Source organism: Ekhidna sp., from assembly GCF_040220215.1.
In the GTDB taxonomy this organism is placed as follows: Bacteria; Bacteroidota; Bacteroidia; order Cytophagales; family Cyclobacteriaceae; genus Ekhidna.
On the sequence record NZ_JAVJTR010000005.1, the window covers coordinates 65,676 to 89,451 of the forward strand.

General features: G+C 40.5%; 19 protein-coding genes. 9 read left to right on the forward strand and 10 right to left on the reverse strand.

Annotated features, from left to right (window positions below; translation table 11 throughout):
• Nucleotides 1–59: 59 nt before the first annotated feature.
• On the forward strand, nucleotides 60–635 hold the full coding sequence (locus RIC88_RS00800) for a DUF2911 domain-containing protein (protein WP_350215522.1): 576 nt from the start codon (nucleotides 60–62) through the stop codon (nucleotides 633–635).
• Here RIC88_RS00800 and RIC88_RS00805 read toward each other — a convergent pair.
• Nucleotides 607–1,053, reverse strand: a complete 447-nt coding sequence (locus tag RIC88_RS00805; RefSeq protein ID WP_350215523.1) for a DUF302 domain-containing protein — start codon at nucleotides 1,051–1,053, stop codon at nucleotides 607–609. The genes RIC88_RS00800 and RIC88_RS00805 overlap by 29 nt on opposite strands.
• A gap of 146 nt (nucleotides 1,054–1,199) precedes the next feature.
• Between RIC88_RS00805 and RIC88_RS00810 the strand changes: the two genes are divergently transcribed.
• Nucleotides 1,200–3,134: a SpoIIE family protein phosphatase gene (locus tag RIC88_RS00810; protein ID WP_350215524.1), complete on the forward strand. Its 1,935-nt coding sequence runs from the start codon at nucleotides 1,200–1,202 to the stop codon at nucleotides 3,132–3,134.
• 19 nt (nucleotides 3,135–3,153) lie between these two features.
• Here the strand turns inward: RIC88_RS00810 and RIC88_RS00815 are convergent, their stop codons facing one another.
• From RIC88_RS00815 to RIC88_RS00825, 3 genes are read right to left on the reverse strand one after another with little or no spacing between them, the layout of a single operon-like run.
• On the reverse strand, nucleotides 3,154–3,393 hold the full coding sequence (locus RIC88_RS00815) for a hypothetical protein (RefSeq protein ID WP_350215525.1): 240 nt from the start codon (nucleotides 3,391–3,393) through the stop codon (nucleotides 3,154–3,156).
• Between the two features lie 9 nt (nucleotides 3,394–3,402).
• A complete protein-coding gene (locus tag RIC88_RS00820; RefSeq protein WP_350215526.1) occupies nucleotides 3,403–4,650 on the reverse strand; it encodes a response regulator in 1,248 nt (415 codons plus the stop codon).
• Between the two features lie 29 nt (nucleotides 4,651–4,679).
• On the reverse strand, nucleotides 4,680–6,581 hold the full coding sequence (locus tag RIC88_RS00825) for a sensor histidine kinase (protein ID WP_350215527.1): 1,902 nt from the start codon (nucleotides 6,579–6,581) through the stop codon (nucleotides 4,680–4,682).
• Between the two features lie 409 nt (nucleotides 6,582–6,990).
• On the opposite strand from RIC88_RS00825, the gene RIC88_RS00830 reads away from it, so the two are divergent.
• From RIC88_RS00830 to RIC88_RS00845, 4 genes are read left to right on the forward strand one after another with little or no spacing between them, the layout of a single operon-like run.
• On the forward strand, nucleotides 6,991–7,554 hold the full coding sequence (locus RIC88_RS00830) for a SiaB family protein kinase (protein ID WP_350215528.1): 564 nt from the start codon (nucleotides 6,991–6,993) through the stop codon (nucleotides 7,552–7,554).
• 36 nt (nucleotides 7,555–7,590) lie between these two features.
• Entirely contained in the window at nucleotides 7,591–7,980 is a 390-nt protein-coding gene (locus RIC88_RS00835; RefSeq protein WP_350215529.1) for a DUF1987 domain-containing protein, read from the forward strand.
• 14 nt (nucleotides 7,981–7,994) lie between these two features.
• Complete coding sequence (locus RIC88_RS00840) at nucleotides 7,995–8,513, forward strand: hypothetical protein (RefSeq protein WP_350215530.1); 519 nt, start codon at nucleotides 7,995–7,997, stop codon at nucleotides 8,511–8,513.
• Entirely contained in the window at nucleotides 8,504–8,998 is a 495-nt protein-coding gene (locus RIC88_RS00845) for a hypothetical protein (protein WP_350215531.1), read from the forward strand. Before RIC88_RS00840 ends, RIC88_RS00845 begins: the two co-directional genes overlap by 10 nt.
• On the opposite strand, the gene RIC88_RS00850 is transcribed toward RIC88_RS00845, so the two are convergent.
• From RIC88_RS00850 to RIC88_RS00875, 6 genes are all read right to left on the reverse strand, one after another.
• Nucleotides 8,993–10,312: a YihY/virulence factor BrkB family protein gene (locus tag RIC88_RS00850; RefSeq protein WP_350215532.1), complete on the reverse strand. Its 1,320-nt coding sequence runs from the start codon at nucleotides 10,310–10,312 to the stop codon at nucleotides 8,993–8,995. The two genes, RIC88_RS00845 and RIC88_RS00850, sit on opposite strands and share 6 nt — an antisense overlap.
• Before the next feature lie 134 nt (nucleotides 10,313–10,446).
• Nucleotides 10,447–11,679 (reverse strand): metallophosphoesterase, encoded by a 1,233-nt coding sequence (locus tag RIC88_RS00855; protein ID WP_350215533.1) that lies wholly within the window; start codon nucleotides 11,677–11,679, stop codon nucleotides 10,447–10,449.
• A gap of 42 nt (nucleotides 11,680–11,721) precedes the next feature.
• Complete coding sequence (locus tag RIC88_RS00860; RefSeq protein WP_350215534.1) at nucleotides 11,722–15,129, reverse strand: efflux RND transporter permease subunit; 3,408 nt, start codon at nucleotides 15,127–15,129, stop codon at nucleotides 11,722–11,724.
• A 20-nt stretch (nucleotides 15,130–15,149) separates the two neighbouring features.
• On the reverse strand, nucleotides 15,150–16,304 hold the full coding sequence (locus RIC88_RS00865; RefSeq protein WP_350215535.1) for an efflux RND transporter periplasmic adaptor subunit: 1,155 nt from the start codon (nucleotides 16,302–16,304) through the stop codon (nucleotides 15,150–15,152).
• A 4-nt stretch (nucleotides 16,305–16,308) separates the two neighbouring features.
• Nucleotides 16,309–17,652, reverse strand: a complete 1,344-nt coding sequence (locus tag RIC88_RS00870) for a TolC family protein (RefSeq protein ID WP_350215536.1) — start codon at nucleotides 17,650–17,652, stop codon at nucleotides 16,309–16,311.
• Nucleotides 17,653–17,657: 5 nt separating this feature from the next.
• Nucleotides 17,658–18,281, reverse strand: a complete 624-nt coding sequence (locus RIC88_RS00875; RefSeq protein ID WP_350215537.1) for a TetR/AcrR family transcriptional regulator — start codon at nucleotides 18,279–18,281, stop codon at nucleotides 17,658–17,660.
• Between the two features lie 160 nt (nucleotides 18,282–18,441).
• Here RIC88_RS00875 and RIC88_RS00880 point away from each other — a divergent pair, with 160 nt between their 5' ends.
• From RIC88_RS00880 to purL, 3 genes are all read left to right on the forward strand, one after another.
• Nucleotides 18,442–19,254, forward strand: a complete 813-nt coding sequence (locus RIC88_RS00880) for an alpha/beta hydrolase (RefSeq protein WP_350215538.1) — start codon at nucleotides 18,442–18,444, stop codon at nucleotides 19,252–19,254.
• Nucleotides 19,255–19,445: 191 nt separating this feature from the next.
• Nucleotides 19,446–19,982 (forward strand): TlpA family protein disulfide reductase, encoded by a 537-nt coding sequence (locus RIC88_RS00885; protein ID WP_350215539.1) that lies wholly within the window; start codon nucleotides 19,446–19,448, stop codon nucleotides 19,980–19,982.
• 53 nt (nucleotides 19,983–20,035) lie between these two features.
• Nucleotides 20,036–23,707 (forward strand): phosphoribosylformylglycinamidine synthase, encoded by a 3,672-nt coding sequence (purL, locus tag RIC88_RS00890; protein WP_350215540.1) that lies wholly within the window; start codon nucleotides 20,036–20,038, stop codon nucleotides 23,705–23,707.
• Nucleotides 23,708–23,776: the final 69 nt, after the last annotated feature.

The following is a 23,776-nucleotide window of genomic DNA, read 5'->3' on the forward strand; positions in this document are numbered from 1 at the left end:
GCAAATAATATACCTAAATCTGTAACCTACTATTTTTCAGTACGTTATCGACTATTCACATGAAATCAGAATTTCGAATTCGGACAATTATTCGTTCAAAATCAACCATATTATGCGCAATCAGCGCTTTCGCATGGATTGGCTATGGATGTTCATCTGATCCACAAAACCGACCCTCTCCACTTCGTTCTGATAGTGCCACGGTCCATGGAGTAAAAGCGTATGTTGAGTTTAGTAGTCCGGGAGTGAAAAATCGACAAATATTCGGTTATGGAGCTGATTTCCTTGTTCCGTATGGTGAAATGTGGCGAACGGGTGCCAATCATGCAACTTACGTTTCTTTCACGGATAAAATCCTTGTGGATTCAATGGAACTGGATAGTGGCACCTATTCCATATTCACTATTCCAACAGACACCCTTTGGACGTTTATTCTAAATCAAGAATGGGATCAATGGGGTTCTTATAGTTATAAAGACTCCCTCGATGTAATGCGACTTAACATCAAGCCAAGATATGCTGACCAATCGCAAGAAAGAATGCTTTTTTACTTTGCGGAAGACTCACTAAAATTCCGCTGGGATAAAGTGAGATGGGCTATCCCTCTCAATCCCCTTCGCGAAGAGCTTCGCTAACAACCCTAACTTTTAGACGGGACATACTGGTGATTATATCATCACACTCATGGAGCATGAATCGTTTCTTCATCACTTTAGGATCGAAGAAGCCAACGTACACATCTCCATTCTCTTCCCAAACCAGGATCCGCATTGGTAAATCCAGTGCCGTGGTTTGACGACAGGATACTAATTCTATCATTAGGTTAGGATCTTCAAAAAGAATCATCCTTGTTGGGGGTATTTTCACACCATACTCCAAAGCAACTTTGTCATGCGCTACAGTTTCAAAAAAAGCGAGCTTTTTGTTCTTTATTGTTTCAACTATCCTGTCTACTGTTTCCTCAACAGAGCGAGTACTTCTATACGTAGTTAGGTTTTGCCCAAATACATTTAAGGACACTAATGCAATAACGGCGGATATAAAAAACTTCATTGGTGGATTTAGTTTTATAATCTCGCTAAGATAATAATCCTTGGGTAAAGAAAGCTACCAAATCGTTTATTGACTTATCAGCCATATGGCATAGATTAGCATACGAAAAGGTTTAATTTTACTGAGCAAACGGATAAGCCGAACCTATGAACATATACGCCAAACTAACCATCCTTTGTCTTTCCCTTGTTTTATTTACTGCCGGTGTTTTATCTTTTTTTGCTGATCAAAAGGTAGAACAGACTTTCAAAGAAGAGATTGTAACCAGTATGACCCAACAGTCCAAAGGGATAAGCTCAGATATTGGACGTTTCATGTTTTCAAGGTTAAATGATATTAGGATCGCTTCTCGAAATCCATATTTTAGTACACTAAGTACTAATCCAGAAGCGCTTACTCAACACCTCCAGGATTTAGAAAATCTCAATGATCAATATTATTCGTTCTCCTTCTTTGATACCAACCGGGTTAGGATTGCAGATAGTAAAAGAATTTCTATTGGTCAGCAACATCCTAACTCCATTTACTGGACAAAATTTGGCCCTGATCAAGACATAGCTGTAGATGTCTCCAAGTCAGAAGCTGTGGGAAGAGTGGTTATGCATTTTGCTTCCAAGGTAAGAAACCTCACGGATGATACCGAGATTGGCGTATTGGTTGGTCGTATACTGGTAGATGAGCTTTTTAAAATAGTTGGCGAATACTCTCTGAGTTCAGATACATCAAGAAATCTCGACATTCATTTAATTGACAGTGAGGGCACGATACTTTACTCTAATACCAACCCTTCCAGTATTCTAAATGAGCAGTACTATCAATATGATTTAGTAGCTAGTCTAAATGAGCCTGGGGTGAATTTTCTGGAAACTCAAGATGCACTGTATTTTGTCACACGGGAAACCAACTACCTGACCTTCACTGGAAATGACTGGACTTTAATTCTCAGTATACCGAAAGAGAGGGCATACGCTCCGTTGAATCAAATTAGAAATCAAATACTGTGGGCAGTATTGCCGGTGCTAGCGCTCACAATTATAATGGCTTTAGTTGCTGCAAACATATTTGTAAAGCCAATTGTGAAATTGAGCTTGGCCGCAGAGGAGTTGAGCAAAGGAAACCTAGATATAGAATTGCCAACAGGATCTAATGATGAAATTGGTAAGCTAGCCAAGCAAATGGCGAGCACTTCCCAGAGTTTAATTGGGCAAATAGAAGAGCAAAGGCAAACTAACAAGCAGTTGATAGACCAGAAGACGCAGATTGAAATGCAAAAAAATCAGCTGGTCTCTGTTTCATCTCAGATCCGTGATAGCATTAGCTATGCCGAAAGAATTCAACGATCAACATTACCTCCTATTAGCACCTTGCAAGGTGTTTTCCCAGAATCATTTGTGATGTATAAACCCAAAGACATCATTGGAGGAGATTTTTATTGGTTTGAGCGTGTGCGAAGAGGTAACAACGAATTCATGATTGTCGCATGTGGAGACTGTACCGGTCATGGTGTGCCGGGGGCAATTATGTCTATTATGGGTAGTAATCAGCTGACCAATATCATCTATTACCAAAACTATATTGACCCTAAAAAGATCATCTCAAGACTAGATAAGGTAATAAAGTTTGAGCTTCAGAGAGAGACTGAAGAAGTGAATAGAGATGGAATGGAAATCGGCATTTGCGTTATCGATCTCGATACACTAAAAATGGAGTTTGCAGGTGCTGGCATACCACTACGCATCATGAAGCATGGTAGTGAAAAAATGACCATATATAAAACACCACGCCAGATGGTTGGTGGAATTGAAGGTGATGAACAGGAAGTACATGCACAACTCACCAAAGAGGTCATCCAATTAGATGTTAAGGATCGAGTTTTCTTATCATCTGACGGGTATCAGGATCAGTTTGGTGGAGAATACGATAAGAAATTTATGTCCAAGAATTTCAATAAGCTTATTGAGGAATCTTCTAATAAGCCAATAGCTGATCAACAGAAAGAGATCGAAAAAACCTTTATTGAATGGTCTAAAAACACCAGCCAAACTGATGATGTATGTGTGCTTGGATTTGAGATTAAGTAAATTTCAACGCTTTTATTCCCTAATGAGGAGCTAAGGATTCATCGTTTACGGTCATCTCATATAGTTCTGAAAGTGCGGCGTTTAATACATCCATCAACTCATCATCCATTTCTATGTCAGGGTTAAGGTCTTCCATTTCTTTTAGCGTATGACCTTTGGAACGGATAGCGTCAACTGATTTAAGACATATCCTTGTCCATGATTGTGGACTTATGTTGTGTGTGCACCAATTCTTAAAACTGCTTGCCTTTGTCGCCATCCTCGATAATTACAGTTTAAAGCCAATGATAGAAATGTCATCATTTAGACTAGCTCCCGCTTTCCATGTCTGCAGATTGCTCATCAGGAATTCCCTCTGATCATTCAATGGTTTATCCTGAATTGACTTGAGCATTTCTTCAAACTTCTCGTATGAAAATTTAACACCGTCTTCGTTCACCTGATTGTAGTACCCGTTCGAGTACATATAATATGTAGCGTCCGGTTCTATACCAATTTTATCCGCAATTGCATCTTCAAAATGATCCCCTTCGTCCCCTTTCAAAAGGGTTGACTTAGGGCCATTAAAAACGATCATATCCTGATTGATTCCGCTAAATTGTAATGTCTTTGCATTATGGTCAAATACTGCGACTGAAACTTTAAGATCACACTGAAGCTCATCAGATCCGGCCGCATCCAATTCGTACTTTAGCTCATTGATAATTTCACCTGAATGAAAGATTTTTCTGTCGTGGGTCAGGTAATTCAACACAGAGTCTGCGATCAGCGTCTTCAGTGACCCAACTATCCCTTTTCCATCAAATTCAATCAGCGAAACAACAGTATAATCTTCGGATCGGAAATTTAAGCGTGTCGTCCAAACAAACTCCTCACTAAAGAGGTACTTCGTTTCAAAAATCACAAAGTGATCCTTGAACTGACGGCTCAAATAACGATCATTCGGCAGCATTGATTGCTGTAGTAAACCGGCATATCTAATACTGTCAATGAGTCGCTTATTTATTTTATTTAGTTCCTCCGTTCTTTCTCGAACCCTGCTTTCCAACTCTACATTACTCACTTCAAGCTCTTTGATGTGCTCTTCACTTTCTGCAGCCTGCTGATAGGTATCTACTGCTCTTTCGAGCACCCCTTTCATTTCATCAAAATTCCACGGTTTGGTGATATACTTGAAAATGCCGCAGCGGTTGATTCCGTCTTTAATAGCTTCAATATCAGTAAATCCTGTTAGAATAATTTTTATGACATCAGGGTGATCAGGCAGGATTTTCTCCAGGAACTGTGTACCTGTCATTTCAGGCATCCGCTGATCTGTGACGATCACCTGAATATCCTCCTGATTGAGAATGTCAATTGCTTCTATCGGGTTCGTAGAAGTATAAACGTTGAAAAATTTCCTGAAATTGGCTTTAAATACCCTCAGGTTTGTAGCTTCATCATCTACATAAAGCAATGAAAACTTCTTTTTGTTTGTCGGTCGATCTATCTGCTGCTGGTCATGAATCTCTTCCATCCTTCACTTGGTCTAAATGTTGTTAATGATTAATTGCTCTCTGCTACCTCTTTATCCTCTTTCTTCTTGATTGTGGTTATTTTCTTAGGCAAGGTTATTACAAACTCAGTGCCTTTTCCAACCTCACTGGACAAATCAATCTTGCCACCATGTTTTTCAATGATACCATAGGTAATAGACATACCCAAACCTGTTCCGACACCTACTTCTTTGGTAGTAAAGAACGGCTCCCAAATTCTATTTTTAATTTCATCCGGGATACCAATACCATTATCCTTAATTCTAACAAACACTTCATTATCAGCTTCCTCGGTGTATATGGTAATCTCAGCATCTTTCTTATCATCCGGCATTGCCTGCACTGCATTGTTCAGGATATTCATGAATACCTGGTTTAGCTGCCCCGGATAACACTCTATATCATGCATGCTTTCATCATAATGCTTGGTAATCTCAATTTTACCTTTGGTTTTGTTTCTTAGAAGTGTAAGGGTGGCATCAATATTTTCATTGACATTTGCATTCTTAGCTTCCTCCTCATCCAATCTCGAGAATACCCTAAGTCCTTTCACAATTTCAATGGTTCTTTGAACACCATAATTGATATCATTGATCAGGTCATCCAGTTCATCTACGATCTCATCATATTCATGCTCTTCCTTCAGTTCCTTCACTCCTTGTAACACATCTTTAGGATCGTCACCATCATCCAAACGGGTATATTCTTCAGCAATCTCTCGCATGGCTTCAATAGACATTTTTAGGGATACCATGCCACTCGAGATGAAGTTAATCGGATTGTTAATCTCGTGGGCAATACCTGCAGTCAACTGACCTAATGATGCCATCTTCTCCGAGTGTACAAGCTGTGACTGAGCTCCTTTGAGGGAGTCGAGGGCATTGGACAATTCCTCTTTCGACTTCTGCTCATTTTCAAGCAATGATTGCAATTTCTTCTCTGCAAGGAACAGCTTCTCATTATCCTGCAATTGCTTATCCGCCAGCTCCCTAATCTCTACTTCAGAATCCTGTAATTTCTTATAAGCAAGGTTTAGTTCATCCTGAGCAGCAATCAAGCGCTCGTTAATTTTAATTTGCTCTTCAGAAGACTTTAGCAACTTAGACTCGGACTCTTCCAATCTAAGGTTTTTCTCCTCAAGCTCTTTCCTGGAGAGGTAGAGCTTTTTGTTGATGAGTTTTTGCTTCTGGAAGTTGATCTTAAGCTGCTGCTCTGATTTCTTCACTTTCATGAAAGCCTTATTCGCAGATAGGTAGTTATCACTTGCTAGTTTAACCAACGGCCTGAAAATGAAGAATCCTTGCACCAGGAATATCCCAACGAAAATAGAAAAACCAACATATTCTGCTAGACCTAAACTTGCTCCTCTATTCTGTGCATTGGATACAAAATAGTCGGTGATGGTATCCGTTGCATCATCATAACGTCTTACGGTATTTACCAGTGCCTCAATTGATCTACGAAGTGCCAGATAGTTTAAATCTGTTTGATTCTCGGTAAAGTTCACATCCAGAATATTGGATGTGTTGGTATTCATATCAAAGTATAAAAAATTGAGGTCTTTCTGCAATGCCAGATACTCGTCCGTCTGGGACGGTTGTGACAACCCTAAATCTGCATCTCCATTTATAAGGCTCTGATGACCTTTTTGCCATTCAGGGTAAACGCGGGAAAGTTCATTCTTAAAGAAAGTAAATTGCTGCGGTGTTTTTGCATACCCCATACCAAGCGCGGCTTTTACAATCTGCTGCCCCATGGTGGTCTGATTTGCGGAAACCTGAACGATTTTAGGATCCTGGTTGAATGAGTTGGTTATCTCTTTTTGGAGGACAAAGACGTAGTAAGCTACCGCCCCTATCAAAACCAATGCCGTCAGAATATAGACATTGGCATATAAATCCTTCTTTAACATACCTTACGCATAGTTGGTTAAACTCTTAACTAGTTAATCTCTATTGACAATAGAATTAAAAAAATCCTATTAGCAAGTCCCTCAAATCTATACTAAAAATACAATTATTGGAAATTTCACATTTTTATACAGATTTACCTCTAGGAACGGCTAGCAATAATACCTATCCCCTTTTCGGCATCCGCCACCTATACTAAAGTAATAAAGAAAAGCATAATTTGCCTTTTGATAAGGTTTTAATCTTATATGTCTAACACATAACATAATTTTACCACCAGAATAATTGAGGGTTGGAATGCTGGCGGCCTTAATCGATTGATTATCACCCCAAAGTTTTAGGTGGTTAAACATTTGGTTTAATTAGTCATAAGTTCTTACTTTTCCAGCCCAAAGAAAATTACCCCTATTTATGGATTATCTGAGGAGCTACAAAAACATTTATGACCAAAATATAATTCTGATGTTCAAAGGTGAATTGACCTTTGATCTGGTGACTGCCATGATAGGGACATTGGAGGAAAGATTGGAAGAGTTGGAGGAGAACCGAAAGGTCAAAAAGAAGTTTTATAACGTAGCGACAGAATGCATTCAAAACCTGTATTATCACCTGGATGAAATAAATGCTGATGATATGAAAGTCAGCAGCTATGATTCCAACTCTGCACTAATCATGATAGCTGCCAGAAAGAGGTTTTATAGCCTGCAGACAGGGAATTATATTCCTGCTGAAAGAACGAAAGAAATTCAGAAAAGACTTGATGACATTAATGCGGTGGACGCAGATGAACTCAGGGCTTTATATAAGAAAGTGCTTGCCGAGCAAGAATTTTCTGATAAAGGAACTGGTGGACTGGGATTTATAGATATTGCGCGAAAGACTGGTGGACAGAAGCTTAGATATAAATTTCAGCCTGTGACTGATAAAGTGAGCTATTTTACTTTTCAGATTAGATTACCAAGGATAGAAGGATAGAACCAAAAGACTAACTTACAAACCGTAGAGAGATTTATGGAAAAAGTATTCATTGAACCAACACGTACTACCCCTTTGATCAACTTTGATCCTGAAGAAGGGTTACTGGAGATGAAAGGAAGATCCAGCCCCGAAAACTCTATACAGTTTTATCAGAGGGTGCTAGACAACCTTGATGAATACGCAGTGAGTGGCGGACCAGAGATCACAGCAAATATTGCTTTTGAATATTTCAATACAAGCTCTTCAAAATGCCTTTTTGATGTTTTCAAGCGATTGAGTAAAATTGAAGATAGTGGTAAAAAAATCACAATCAACTGGTACTATGAGGAAGGTGATGACGATATGATGGAAGCTGGTGAAGATTACAGTGACCTACTGGATTTGAATTTTAACTTCTTTGAAATAGAGGAAGATGATTTGTGATTGCCGATAGATAGATGAACAAAAACCAGGAGCTTTACTATGATGAGATAGATAGTCTCAGGAAATTCCGAGCAAAGATTGAGACACATGCAATCTATAAAGAAGACCTGGACTCTTTTTCTGACGAATATGAAGAGCTGGTTGCTCAGGCAAAAGTTATTACCCGTGTTTCTGATCGTCTTCAGAAAAAACTGGATAATGCCAACTTTCAAATACGGGAACAAAATGAAGAAATCAAGGACAAGAACATTGAACTGGGTAAAACCATTGAGCAACTTGCAGTAGCAAAAGTTGGCCGGAAAGCTTCAGCTATAATGCTGGTAGTGGCATTCGTATTATTCATCCTGGAGCAGGTGTTTATTGAGCCCATAATTGAAGATAGTATTGATATCCCTTATGTAGGACTTGGAATCCTTGGATTGCTTTTCTTGCTGATAAAGTTCTTTGAAGGAGGCCTGGAGAAATATTTCCTTAATCAGGAAAAGAAGAAAATACTGGCAAAGGAACAAAAAGAGGAATCCGGATGGAGCTAAATCCCAAACAAAAGCGACTGGCAAGTCAGGTAACAAGCGGATTTAAGTTTCCCCTGTTTATGATTAAAAGCCTGCCAATGGGTTGGATCGCCGGACTTAGGGTTAGAGAACTCGATTCCGAAAAGTGCACCACCTCCGTACCATTTAAGTACCTAACAAAAAACCCATTCAAGTCTACCTATTTTGCGGTTCAGAGCATGGCAGCTGAGCTTTCGACAGCCACTCCATGTCTTTTAGCCATTACCGGCAAGAAGCCTTCCGTTGCATTTATCATCGTCGACTTAAAGGCTACCTTCTCAAAAAAAGCAACTGATCGTGTTTACTTTACCTGTGAAGATGGTATGAATGCTTTTAATGCAGTAGAAAAATGCATCGAGACAGGTGAAGCTGCAGAAGCCACCTTTAAGACGGTTGGCAAAATGAAAGACGGTACCATCGTATCCGAATTTGAATTCACCTGGTCATTCAAGCAACGAGGATCATAGATCTTTCAATAGCACATTGCTATCACTGCTCATCCACTTAGATTCTATTTTTTCCAATGCCTTTTCAATAGACTGGAAAGCTTTTGATTTTCGTGGATCAAAATCCTCCATCCCAGATGTCTCATACTTCTGTAAAACAGTATAAAGATCCATTTTATGGATATCAAAAGAAGGTTGATAGGCAATGTCCTCTGAATCGACACGTATCATTAAATCAGCCTTTTCAAGATCATAGCAAATATCCACGACATATTTTCGAGGAATATTAACCATTCCGGCTAAATCATCCATGGACATAGGCCCACTCCCTTTTTCGAACTTTTTAACCACGCGATATAGCAAAAGAAGTGTTAGTTTTTTTCGGTGGCTCAGACTTATTTTTAGTTTTTCTGAATTCATTTCCCACTGATCTATGTATTGAACTCCATAGCATATTTCCGCACCAAAAAGTACAATGAGCCAGCTAATCTGGAGCCAGATCAGAAATAATGGCAGGAAGGCAATACTACCATAAATGGCATCATAACGAGCGAAGGCAAACTGTAATGAAATGAATGCTTGTTGATTGAGTTGGTAAAGTGTACCCGCCACGATACCCGCGAAAAGCGCTGGCCAAAATTTTACCCGTGTGTTTGGGAAAATGAGATAGATTCCAAACAATAAGAACCAAAGGATGGTATATGGGAGTAGCTTTAAAAGAAATATAATTCCCGACCTTAGCTGGCCCAAAAATTCCATTTGATTAATTGCCACCTGAATGGTGTCTTTTACAAAAAGTGTTGCGCTACTCGCTACAATTAGCAAGACCGGACCCAATAAAATAACGGCTACATAATCAGATACTTTTCTCTCCCATCTCCTGCTTCGTTTGATCTCCCACATATCGTTGAAAGCAGCTTCAATATTCATAAGAAGACGAATCACCGTAAAAATCAAAAAGACTATAGAGATACCAGTGACAATTCCACCACTGGTACCACTGAGCATTTTTTCTGCATACGGAAGTACGTTTTCCAATACGGCCTCCTGTCCACTAAAATACTTGGCCAATTCTTTTTCCATCAACTCCCGGATTCCAAAAGCTTTGGCAATTGCCACTATCATAGCGATTACTGGGACCAAGGAAAGCATTGAAAAATAGGTGAGTGCAGATGCTTTTTCGGCACACTTGTCATTCACAAACTCCTTGATTGCGATGACCCAAACCCGAATGAATCCAAATAAGAAACGTTTTCGTTTTGGAAGAGATTTGAGTCGTACACGCCAAAGGTCCACTTCAATAAATTGTCTGACCTGATTGAGCTTTTTAGTCATTGAGTCGTGATTTTGGCGAAAAGATAAAAAGAAAAAGGGGCTAGCGCCCCTTTTTCACCTAATCACTGTAAAATCACCTATCATCCTATGACATGAAGATATACCTATAACACCTATAGATACATCTACCCTATCTAAGATCGCTTAAGTTCTAAAATTGTTATTTCGGGTAGTATTCCGATTCTCCCCGGATAGCCGATGAATCCATATCCTCTATTCACATAAAGTGATTGCTCTCCCTCTTGATAGAGGTCAGCCCATTGCTTGTACCTATATTGTACCGGACTCCATCGGAAATTACCTATCTCCACCCCGAATTGCATACCATGTGTATGTCCGGCAAGCATCAGATCAATATCCTGATATTCCTGTCTGATCTGAGCATCCCAGTGGCTTGGGTCGTGAGACAACAACAATTTGTATGGCTTTTCTTCCGTCCCGGCGATCGTTTTTGACATGTCACCATATTTTGAAAATCGTCCAGCACCCCAATTCTCGCATCCGAGGATAGCAATTTCTTCTCCATCCACTTTGATGGTTCGATTTTCATTTAGGAGCAAGTCATACCCCATATAGCGATGCATCTCATGGAGGTTTTTTATATCCTTCTGCTTAGCTGCCTCAGATGACCAACTGGTATAATCGCCGTAATCGTGATTCCCCATCACTGAGTAAACACCGAGTGGGGCAGTCACTCGCTTGAAAATATTCAGATATTCTTTTGCCTCTTCACTTCGATTATTCACCAGATCCCCTGTAAAAAAAGCAATATCCGGCTTTTGTGCATTGAGCAAATCAATTCCACCCTCCACAGCAGTTTTATTGAAAAAGCTGCCGGTATGGATATCAGAAATCTGCGCTACTCTTATCCCGTCGAATGCTTTGGGAAGGTTGGGTGAGTAAACGATCCGTTTCTTTACTCTGTAATCATGCGCTCCAGAGATGACGCCAAAGCTCATAGCTGCCACCGGTAATGCTCCAGCGATGATTGCTGATTTTTGCATGAAGTCAGACCGAGAGGTTGAATGCTTTTCTTCCACAAAAGGAAAAAGATTGACAATCCATGTGATCCCTCTGCGAATGTCTTCGAGCATTAAAAACACGGTAGCGAAGAGCTTTCCAATAAATAGGATGAAGAAAAAAGTGGTAATGTAGAGCCTGAGATCTGCAAATACCTTGGGGTCGATTTGACGATACAAAAGGACTCCTGCTAAGGATAGAATGCTTACCATCCAATAACTCACAAGAATCAATCTCCTCCAAATAGGAGACAAACCTTCCGCCAGCGATCGGACCGCAATGAAAACATAGACGTCCAGGACCAGATAGATTGAGATAAGAAAAACAACAAAGTATATACGACTCATAATTATAAAAAATCCCCCGCCTATTGGCGGGGGACTGTACTATTAACTTAAACCTAACCGACGATTAATTCTTGCAAAGAAGAGATACATAACCGGCACGATAACTAACGTAAGAAATGTCGCGAAGGTTAACCCAAAAATAATGGTCCAAGACATGGGTCCCCAGAAAGCTACATTGTCCCCTCCAAGGAAGAAATCAGCATCGTAAGTACTCAAAAACTTAATAAAGTCAATGTTGATTCCTACTGCTAATGGGATCAATCCAAGGATTGTGGTAACTGCAGTTAGAATAACCGGCCTCAGCCTTGTTACCCCAGCACTAATGATAGCCTCTTTGATATTTTCCATTGATAGCTTGTCTTCGCCAGTTTCAGCTCTAAGTCTATTTCTACTTAACTCTATAAAGTCAATCAAAACGATCGCATTATTTACCACAATACCTGCCAGGGATATAATACCAATCATCGTCATGATCACAACGAAGTTCATCTGGAATATGACCAGACCAAGGAATACCCCGATGGTACTGAATACCACTGACATCATGATAATGAATGGAGTGGTTACTTTGTTGAATTGAGATACGATAATCAAGAAAATAGTGAATACTGCAATCATCAATGCTGTACTAAGGAACGCAAACTCTTCCGCTTGCTTTTCCTGTTCGCCACCAAACTTAAATTCATAACCTGTTGGCATATTAAAGTCCGCAAGCAATTCCTTTATTTCATTGTTGATTTGGGTTGGATTGTATCCGGATTCCACATTGGAACTGATGACCACTTGTCTCCTCAAATCATTTCGTTTGATTGACCCATAGGTGGAAGAAAGCTCCGCTGAAGCGACCGAAGAAATAGGTACGCTCTTCATTTGACCTGAAGTCTGATCCCGGAAAACAACACTTTTGTTCATCAAAGCATCGAGATCATATCGATATTTGTCCATCAAACGTAGCTGAATCTCGTAATCATCCTCTCCTTCTTTGTATTTGGATATTTCCTTACCAAAGAGCGCTGTTCTGACTTCCATTGCAATGGACGAAGTAGAAAGGCCAAATCGTCTGGCTTTCTCACGATCAATATTGACTACCAACTCCGGTTTGCCTGTTTGCAGATCAGTCTTCAACTTCTCGATCCCCTGAATACCTGACTCATTAATCATGTTCTTCATGTCCTCGGTGATCTTTATAAGCGTAGAAAATTCCTTCCCAGACACTTCTATACTAATTGGTTTGCCAACCGGAGGTCCATCAGAGTTTTGATCTACGGTAACAGCCACTCCCGGATAATCACCAACCGCTCCTCTGATTTCACTCAGAATCTCTTTGGTGTCAACGCCATTTCTATTCTTGTACTCTTTAAAATTGACAGTAATACGAGCCTTGTTTGGCGTATCCTGCTCTCCAAATGCCGATGGATCATTGGGGTCTGACGTACCAGAACCAACATTAGCGATAACAGATTCCACAATATCCTCATATGGCTTCACCAACTCGATGACCTTCTTCTCTATATTCTGAGTGAAGTCATTCGTTGTTTCTATATCCGTTCCTACCGGAAATTCAATAAAGACATTTACATATAAAGGATCCGTCTTTGGAAAATATTCCAGGTTTGGCTTTGAAGGTGACATTAGCACCGCGCCAAAAATTCCAATCGATACAACCATCAATACCGCTGTTCCCCAGAAGAAAATGTAAGGTTTCCAGCCTTGCAATGCATAACCAAGAATCTTCCTGTATCCTCCTTCCAATCGGGGTAAGAAGTTTTGAAATCTCCTGGAAAGTGGAGTCAGCACATAAATATTCAAGAATGTAATGACTCCTGCAATGATCAGAAGGTTACTTAACACTGTGATAGATGCCAGTGCCAATAAAATGCCTAAACCAATTGCAACTGATGCAAAAATCAATACACGTTTCTTTCTGATCTCACCGGTATCTACCTTCATAAAAGACTTGATCAATACCGGGTTGATTACCAGCGCCACAAATAGCGAAGAACCCAGCGTAATCATGAGAGTAATAGGAAGATACTTCATAAACTCTCCCATAATACCCGGCCAGAATGCCAATGGCAGGAATGCCGCGAGCGTTGTTGCTGTAGAAGCGATGATAGGTAAAGCAACCTCTCCTACTCCATTCTTAGTAGCAACAAACGCAGACAGTCCTTCCTCTCTAAGACGGTAAACATTCTCCACCACCACGATTCCATTATCCACAAGCATACCTAATGCCATGATCAGTGAGAACAATACCATCATATTGATGGTGATGCCCAGCATCCCTAAAATCATGAACGATATGAACATCGAAAGAGGAATAGCGATCCCTACGAAAAGTGCATTTCTTGGGCCCAGGAAGAATAGCAACACCAGCACAACAAGGATAACCCCGGAAATGATGTTGTTTTCCAAACTGTCAACCATATCCCTGGTTTGCTGAGATTGGTCATTTGTTTTGGTCACAACCAAATCATCCGGAAATATGTTTGCTTTAGCTTCAGCTAAAATCGCATTGATTTTTTCTGTGGCAATAAGCAGATTTTCACCACTTCGCTTGATCACATCAACCATTACTACCGGCTGAGTGTACAAACGGGCGTAGCTCTTCTTCTCGATGTAATCGAAGGAAACCTCGGCTATATCTTTCAGATAAACAATGTTTCCATTTTCCGCTTTTACAACGACATCCAGAATATCCTTCGGCTCTTCAAACTCCCCTACTACCCTGATCGTCCTTCTGATATCACCTTCTTTATAGGTTCCTCCGGAAAGCGTAATATTCTCACTTGCTACTGCCTGTTCTATATCACCAAAGTTTACCTCACGTGCTTCCATTTGATACGGATCCACACTGATTCGAACCTCTCGCTCATCAATCCCTCTAATCTCAACTTTGGATATTTCCGACAACTTCTCAATTTCCTCCTCCAGGTATTCCGCATAATCATTCAACTGTTTCATGCTGTAATTACCGGATAGATTGATGTTTAAAATCGGGAACTCCGAAAAGTTCATATCGAACACATTCGGATCCTGTTCCAAATCAGAAGGTAGTTCTGGTTTGGCACGATCTACTGCATCCTTCACTTTGGTTAATGCATCCTCTACATCAGTTTCGGGAGTAAACTCCACGATGATGGTAGAATAATCCTGAACAGAGGTTGATTTAATCACGTCTGCCTCTGAAATTGAATTGAGTTCGTTTTCGATTGGGCGAGTGATCAAATTCTCCATATCCAATGGAGAGTTTCCGGGATATGGTGTTCCTACATAAACGACAGGCTGCCGAATCTCTGGAAAGCTTTCCTTAGGCAAACTGGTGTATGAATACAGACCCGCCATGATTACAATGGCAGTCAATACATATACGGTTGTTCTATTGCGCAGTGAGAGTGTGGTTAACCCAAACTCCTTCTCTGTTTTAATATCTTTAAATTCTTCTGACATAGTTTATTGAATTAAAGAGATTACTTACTCACGATTGAAACTTCCACACCATCAGAAAGGTCTCTATATCCTTTGGTGACCACTTTTTCGCCTGCTTTCAATCCATTTTTGACTTCAGTTTTCAGGTTGTGGGATGAACCAATCTTAATCTTTCTTCTTTTTGCTGTTGGCTCTCCATTGTTCTCTTCGATGACATACACATAGTTTCCACCATTGTCTCCCTGAATGACTTCAGTTGGAATGATCAATGCCTGATCATTTTTATAGTCTACCAATCTCAGCACTACCACTTGATTAGGTTGTGCTGGGAAATTAAGTTTTGGAAGATTGACCTCTAGCTCAAAAGTTCGGTTGTCCGATTTAATGGTCTGACCTACTGACTTAATTTTTGACTTTACCCTTTTATCCTGGGATGGAAAGTATATCTCAACCTCCTGATTTGGCGAGAACTTACCTAAATATGACTCAGATACGTCTGCCAAAATGTAGATATCATCCGGATTTACAAGACGAACAAGTGGAAGGCCCGGCTGAGCAACTTCTCCGAGACGAGCAGGAATGTTGTCTATGATTCCACCAAATGGAGCCTTTACGATCATCATGCTTAGCTGGGCATTTAGAACACCTAGCTGGCTTTCAAGTGATTCCTTATTTGCTTTAGCCTGAAGGTATTGCACTTCCGTTCCAATGTTCTTCTCCCATAGCCTCTCTTGTCTGGAAAAAACCTCGTTGGCAAGATCAAGCTGCGTCTTCACTTGCTTAATGTTGTTTCTTACCACATCAGAATCAAGGGTAACCAAGGTTTGACCTTTCGAGACTTTTTGTCCTTCTCTCACATGTATTCCTTCAATTTTTCCCATCGCCTCAGCTGATAGCAACACGTTTTTCTTGGAAGCAACAGCGCCTCTGATTTCAACTGTATGGGTAAAGGTTTTTTTAGATAATGTTTCAACAGAAACTAAAACAGATGAATTCTTTTCCTTGAAATTCGGATCCTCGGCTTTAATTTCTTCTTCTAGCTTGGCGATTTCTGCATTTAGCTCAATCGCCTGACTCTGTAATTCCTTGAGCTTATTCTTCTTAGCTGGAAGTCCTTGCTCCCCTGATGCACTGCCACACGCTACGGCAATAGCAGATAGAATAGTTAGTGTGATTATGTATTTGATCTTACGCATGATCTTAGTTTTTATAAAGTGTTCCTAGTGCTTTTTTTAGTTCGATCTGTGATGTTATGGCCTGGTATAAGGCATTTAGATAGTTGGTTTGAGCTTCTTTCAAGGAAGCATCCGCATTGATTACTTCCAGGTTCGACCCAACCCCTTCCTGATATTTGATTTTCGAGATATCATATACCTCTTGAGCCAGCTCCATATTTTGCTTTTGTACCTCCAGCATTTCTATTTGGCTTGACAGGCTTATCTGTGATTGCTCTATTTCCAAGTCAATGTTCTTTTTCACGAAAGACATTTGATTTTCAATCTGCTTCACCTGAAGCTTATTTTGCTGGATTTTGTTGCTTTTCAGAAATCCATCAAAAATTGGAATCGAGGCTGTCACACCCAATACACCATTGTCCAGCCACCTTCTTGATTCAAAAACCTGACTTCCGGTGGGGGCTGCAGTGTTCCATCCATAGCCCAGTCTTGCATAAATTTTTGGCAGGTACTGTACCCTGTTGTTTTTCATATCCAGATAAGCGAGGCTTCTGTTAGTCTGAAGCTGAGAGAATTCAATTCGCTGACCATAATCAAAGGTTTCAGATGGAATGGCAGGAGTATTAATCTCTACCTCTTCAAGGTTTTGAGTAAGTTCTATGGGTTGATTAAGGTCCATACCCATTTGAAACTTCAAAAGTTTTCTGCTAATGTCTTTTAGCTGTCTGGACTTACTCAATTCAACCCTGAGGTTGTTGTAATTAACCCGGATTCGATCCACATCTACTTTTTCTGCAAAACCGGCATTATACATTTCCTGAGTTTCATCAAGAAGGGTATCCAACCTCCCCATATTCCGTTCCAGCAATTCAAGCTGCTCTTCAGCAATCAAGGTATTGTAATACGCTTTGCTAACTGCTTCAACAATATCAATTTGAGATTTTATATGCTCTTTGGTTGATAGCTCTTTGTAAGTTCGAGCTGCCTGAAGTCCTACAAAATACGAACCATCAAAGATTAGTTGATCAACTGACAGCCCAATGTTTCCGTCGTACTTCTGAACAAATGAGACTTCTTGCTCTGTTCCCTCTGGTACGCTTGGATCAAATGTGCTTATATCAATTAAACTCTTCTGCGGTTCAAAATTATAATTCAAACCTCCATTTACATTAGCCTGTGGTAAGCCCATAGATATGGTTTTCCTTACCTCAGCTTCAGCAATCTCTTTGTCGAGTTGCTTGATCTTCAACTGCTCGTTATTACCCAATGCGTAGTTGATACAATCTTCCAGGGAAAGACTAGTTCTTTCCTGTGCTTGCACTCCAACAGAAGTGCCAATAATTATAAGTAGTAATAGTGTTAATCTCATATAGATTAGTGTGTCTGATTAGTAGATTCTTGTTTTAAGTATTCCTGATATTTAGTTCTTCCTTTGTCAGTTAGCAGTCCATGAATGAAGTGATCCAGGATTTGCAATTGTACGGTCGGTATATCAAAGCCTTCCTGTACGAATGATCGGGTGTTCAATGCCATTTGTACATTTTCTACTCGAAGAATGGAAAGAATTTTTGCGTTAATTTCTTTTCGGAAGAACCCCTCTCTCTGACCTCTTTCGATGTTGTCCATGATGTGCCCACGAATAGTTGATTGCTTGAATTCAAGGTATTTGTCCCAGGCTGCTCCATGGTACTTCTGCATATCGTATAGCAGCGATGGGTTCATTCTAAATACATGCTTTCTCAAACATTGAGAAACAAGCAACACCTCATGAATGGCGTCTTTAGACTCCTCAAAAATTCCTTTAAACTCTTCTGTTTCTTTTTTGAAATGATCAACCGCTACTTCCAGCACCAATCCATCCTTGTTATCGAAGTATTGGTACAATGTCTTCTTAGACATGGAAGCCGCTCTGGCCACATCGTCCATCGTCACACTTCTAATGCCATATTGGATAAACAGCTCCTCCGCACTCTCAAGTATTTTCTCTTTTGCTTCCAAATTTCTTTCTATCGATTCATTAATAAACTGATAACACAATGGAAACTTTGATTGTTCTAAAAGTTTCCGCCGTGCAAATCAACGAGAATGAGTAGAAATAGTTCATCTTTTTAAAAGATTTTTTCAGATACTGAAATTCACTGGTATTTTACCTTCCCATATGACGAAAGTTGAATTAGTCAATGGACAATTGTATTATTCTATATATCCGGGAGGAGAAAGAATATTATTGGCCTTTCATGGATTTAGACAGGATAATAAAATATTCGATAGCTGGTCAAAAATTTTGCAACCAGAATACACCATTTATGCTTTTGACATCTTTTATCATGGTAAAAGCACAAGAAACTACGGGAGCCTTTCTAAAAAAGAGTGGGCAGAATACCTGAAAACATTTCTTTATAAAGAAGGAATAAAAGAATTTACCATTGTCGGGTTTAGTCTGGGTGGGCGATTTGCCATCTCATCAGCGCTTTCATTTCCGAAGCAAACACAAGAGTTGATCCTTATTGCTCCCGATGGTGTATTCCTAACCATTTGGTTTAAACTGGCAACAAATCCATCCATCCGCTGGCTCTTTAAGTATTTCATGCTCCATCCTGCAAAACTTGAGCAACTGCTTCGCTTTAATGATAAGTATAAGGTTGTAAGCAGTTACCTCAGAGATTTTGTTCAAAAAGAGTTGGGAAATCCTGAAAACCGCAAACGCGTTTACATTTCATGGAATCACTTCAAGACTTTAGGTTACAGCAAAAGACAATTAGCAAAGGGCTTTAAGTCAGCCCAATTCAAACGAAGAATTATACTTGGTCAGAAGGATCTAATTATCAAACCGGCAAAGATTTTGCCTATCATAAAAACCATGGGTGAATTTGAAGTAGATATTCTTCCGATGAAGCATCATCAACTTGTTAAGCCTGAAGTTGCTAAATTGATATTGAAAAATACAGTTTTGAATAGAAAACTCAATTAATCCTCTCCTCGGAGGGGCTGGGGCGGTCCGCCGCAGCGGTGGGTTTTCATATTGTTTTCTGCCTAAAATCTATCTATTCAAAAATGATATTTTTTAGCTTACCCACCTCTTCTCCTCCCAAGAGGAGATTATGGGAATCATTTTTGAAATATTGATTTACGAATCGCAGCTCATTTTAAATAAACCACCAAATGAAAAAATTACTTCTGCTTACTGCAACCATCCTCCCTCTATTGATTACAGCACAACAACCAACGAAGGAACAAATCAAGCAAGTTGCGGATGCTAAAAAAGAGGTGAAACGAATGAAGGGTGAACCTTTTCCTGCATTCGAATTGACCACTCTTGATGGGGAAACATACACCAAAGACCAGCTAAAAGGCAAAATATTCCTGGTTAACTTTTGGTTTACCCGCTGTGGACCATGCATCAAGGAAATGCCTGAAATGAATGAAATGGTTGAGGAATTTAAAAATGAAGGTATTGTATTCCTGGCTCCTACTTTTGATGATGAACAGCAAGTGCGCAAGTTTCTTGAAAAGCGTGAGTTTATCTATGAGTCCATTCCGGATGTCAAAGACTTTTGTGTGGAAATGAATGTCCGATCTTATCCTACCCACTTTGTGGTGAACCGAGAAGGCATCATTGACAAGGTGGTTATCGGCTATTCAGTAATGACTGTTGGTACATTGAAAAAAAGCATTCGGAAATTGTTGAAATCCGAGTGAGACAAAGCTTACAAAAAGATTAATTTTGCGGACTTCAAAACGAGGTTCCTTCCATGATTCAATTCTTCCAAAATTCTGAAGACGCTGTAATTGCCGTAGGTGTTTCAGACAAACTCTCATCTGATCAAATTAACAAGCTGACCTGGTTGTTTTCAGGTGCCAAAGCAGTAAGCGCAGATAACATATCAGGCAAATTCATTGGCCCCAGGAAAGAGATGATTTCGCCCTGGAGTACCAATGCTTCAGATATCGCCCATAATGCAGGAATTGATACGATTTACAGAATTGAAACCTACATTTCAGAAACCTCAGCAGCAGCGTTCGACCCGATGCTCCAGCAGGTTTATGAAGGACTGGATCAATCGATTTTCACCTTGGATCGAGCGCCACAACCGATTGAGCACATCCATAATATCGCAGCTTACAATCAGCAGGAAGGACTGGCTTTGAGCCAGGAAGAAATTGAGTATCTGGAAGGAGTTGCAAAAGAAATCGGAAGGCCATTAACCGATTCAGAAGTTTTTGGATTTTCACAAATCAACTCGGAGCACTGCCGACATAAAATATTCAACGGAACCTTTATTATTGATGGCAAGGAACAGGAGTTCTCTCTTTTCCAATGGATCAAAAAGACCTCAAAAGAGCATCCGAACTACCTGGTTTCAGCCTACAAGGACAATGTGGCTTTTATTCAGGGCCCAAAGATTGAGCAGTTTGCACCAGCAACACAAGACAAACCGGACTGGTTCGACACCAAAGAGTTTGAATCGGTTATTTCACTGAAAGCAGAGACTCACAACTTCCCTACGACGGTGGAACCTTTCAATGGAGCAGCTACAGGTTCCGGTGGAGAAATCCGGGATCGGATGGCCGGAGGACAAGGCAGTATTCCTTTGGCTGGAACAGCGGTGTATATGACCTCCTATTCTCGAACAGAGGAAGGAAGAAACTGGGAAAAGCCCGCCAGAAAATGGTTGTATCAAACCCCTCAAGAGATTTTAACCAAAGCATCTAATGGTGCCAGTGATTACGGGAATAAGTTTGGTCAACCGCTCATCTGCGGAAGTGTATTGACTTTTGAGCATGAAGAGGGTGGAAAGAAATTTGGTTATGACAAAGTAATCATGCAAGCCGGAGGTGTAGGATATGGCAAGAAAAAAGATGCTCAAAAAAAGCACGTGAAAGCCGGAGAAAAGATTGTCGTGATGGGTGGCGACAACTACCGTATTGGTATGGGTGGAAGTGCGGTCTCTTCAGTGGATACAGGAGCTTTCAATCAAGCCCTGGAACTGAATGCCGTTCAGCGATCCAATCCGGAAATGCAAAAACGAGTAGCCAATGCTGTGCGAGCGATGGTGGAGTTGGAAGACAATACGATTACTTCTATTCATGATCACGGGGCAGGCGGACACTTAAACTGCCTTTCTGAACTGGTGGAAGAAACCGGTGGAACAATTAATCTGAAGAAGCTTCCTGTTGGTGACGAAACACTCTCAGCTAAGGAAGTGCTGGGAAACGAATCTCAGGAACGAATGGGATTGGTCATCAATGAACTAGATGCTGAATATCTGAAGAGAGTTTCAGAAAGAGAACGAGCGCCTTACTATGAGGTAGGCGAAGCTGGGGATAATAATGAGTTGAAGTTTGAGAACAATGGAGAGTCCTCTCCTTTTGATTTAAAGCTGCATCACTTGTTCGGTTCTTCACCAAAGACCATCCTTGAAGACAAAACGCAAAAATCGAATTTCGAAGAAGTAAGCTATTCCGAAAGCAAAATTGCCGAGTACTTGGAAGCGGTCCTGCAATTGGAGGCTGTTGCCTGTAAAGACTGGCTCACCAATAAAGTAGACCGATGTGTTACCGGCAGAGTGGCAACTCAACAAACGTGCGGAGAACTTCAATTGCCACTCAACAATGTCGCAGTAATGGCGCTTGACTTTAAGTCAAATAAAGGGATTGCGACTTCTATTGGACACTCACCTGTTCCAGGACTGATCAATGCAGGAGCAGGATCCAGATTATCAATTACAGAAGCACTAGCCAATCTCGTATGGGCTCCATTAACTCATGGATTGAAGGGAGTTTCCCTGAGTGCTAACTGGATGTGGCCTGCTAAGAATGAAGGAGAAAATGCTAGACTTTATGAAGGCGTAAGAGCTATCAGTGATTTTGCATGTGAGTTGGGCATCAATGTGCCAACCGGAAAAGATTCCATGTCTATGACGCAGAAATATCCGGACGGAGAGAAAGTGTTTGCTCCGGGTACTGTTATTATTAGCTCTGTTGGAGAGGTTTCTGATATCAACAAAACGGTGAGTCCGGTTATTGATTATTCTAAAAAAGATTCCAAAATCATTTACGTGGATTTCTCTGGATCAAATTTTGAGCTTGGAGGCTCTTCGTTTGCGCAGACGCAATCAAAATTGGGAGTAAAAACCCCAGAGGCTAAATCAGAGGTTGTGGCATTGGCTTTCAATACCGTACAGGAATTGACTAATCAAGGTCTTGTAATTGCCGGACATGATGTATCAGCGGGAGGATTGATCACTACTCTTCTTGAGATGAATTTTCCAAATACTAAAGGAGGGCTTGAAGTAGACTTAACTTCACTTGGTGAATCCGATGCTGTAAGAGTCCTGTTCTCTGAAAAACCAGGCCTTTTACTTCAGGTGGAAGAAGATGCAATCAAAATACTGGAGCAGTCTGGAGTGAAATGGAGCGAAATCGGAAAGCTGAAAGCTGAACGAAGTGTTTCGGTTACGAATGGGTCATTTACACAGGAATTTGATATTGAAAAATATCGAAGTGCATGGTTTAAACCTTCAGCGCTTTTAGACCTGAAGCAGACCAAACCTGAAGTTTCTAGAGAACGAACCAAGAATAGATTCAGTCAGCCCCTATCTTACTCACTTCCGAAACGATTTGACGGAAAAGCATCCAGCTACAATCTGGACTTCAACCGAAAAGGGAAGTCAGGAGTAAAAGCAGCAATCATTCGTGAGCAAGGCGTAAACAGTGATCGAGAAATGGCTTATGCGCTCTGGCTGGCTGGTTTCGATGTGAAGGATGTTCACATGACTGACCTGATCACCGGAAGAGAAGATTTGAGTGAAGTGAACATGATTGTGTTTGTTGGGGGCTTTTCCAACTCGGATGTATTGGGATCGGCCAAAGGTTGGGCGGGTTCTTTCTTATTCAATGAAAAAGCAAAAGCAGCGCTAGATGCTTTCTATGCCAGAGAAGATACATTGAGTTTGGGTGTTTGTAATGGATGTCAGTTAATGATGGAATTGGGACTGATCTACCCTGAAATGGGAGACAATCACCCGAAGATGCATCACAACAATTCCGAAAAATTTGAGTGTGGATTTGTAAGCGTTAATATTGAAGAAACAAACTCCATCATGCTTGAATCAATGGTTGGGTCGAAGCTAGGCATCTGGCTGGCTCATGGAGAAGGACGATTCTCCATTGAAAATGAGGGCGATTATAAAATACCAGTTAAGTACTCTTACTCTGATTTCCCTGGCAATACGAATGGGAGTTCATTTGATACAGCAGCTCTTTGTTCCGTAGATGGCAGACACCTGGCCATTATGCCACATTTAGAACGATCCTTATTTGCCTGGAACTGGCCATACAAGCAAGGATTGGAAGGTGCGGAAGTATCTCCATGGATGGAGCCTTTTGCGAATGCATTTAATTGGGTAAAAGAGAAAGTTTAGTCTTTTGTTTTAATAATTATTAAACTAATTTTGCCGTCCGTTAAAACGGAAGTGGTGGACACCACTTTA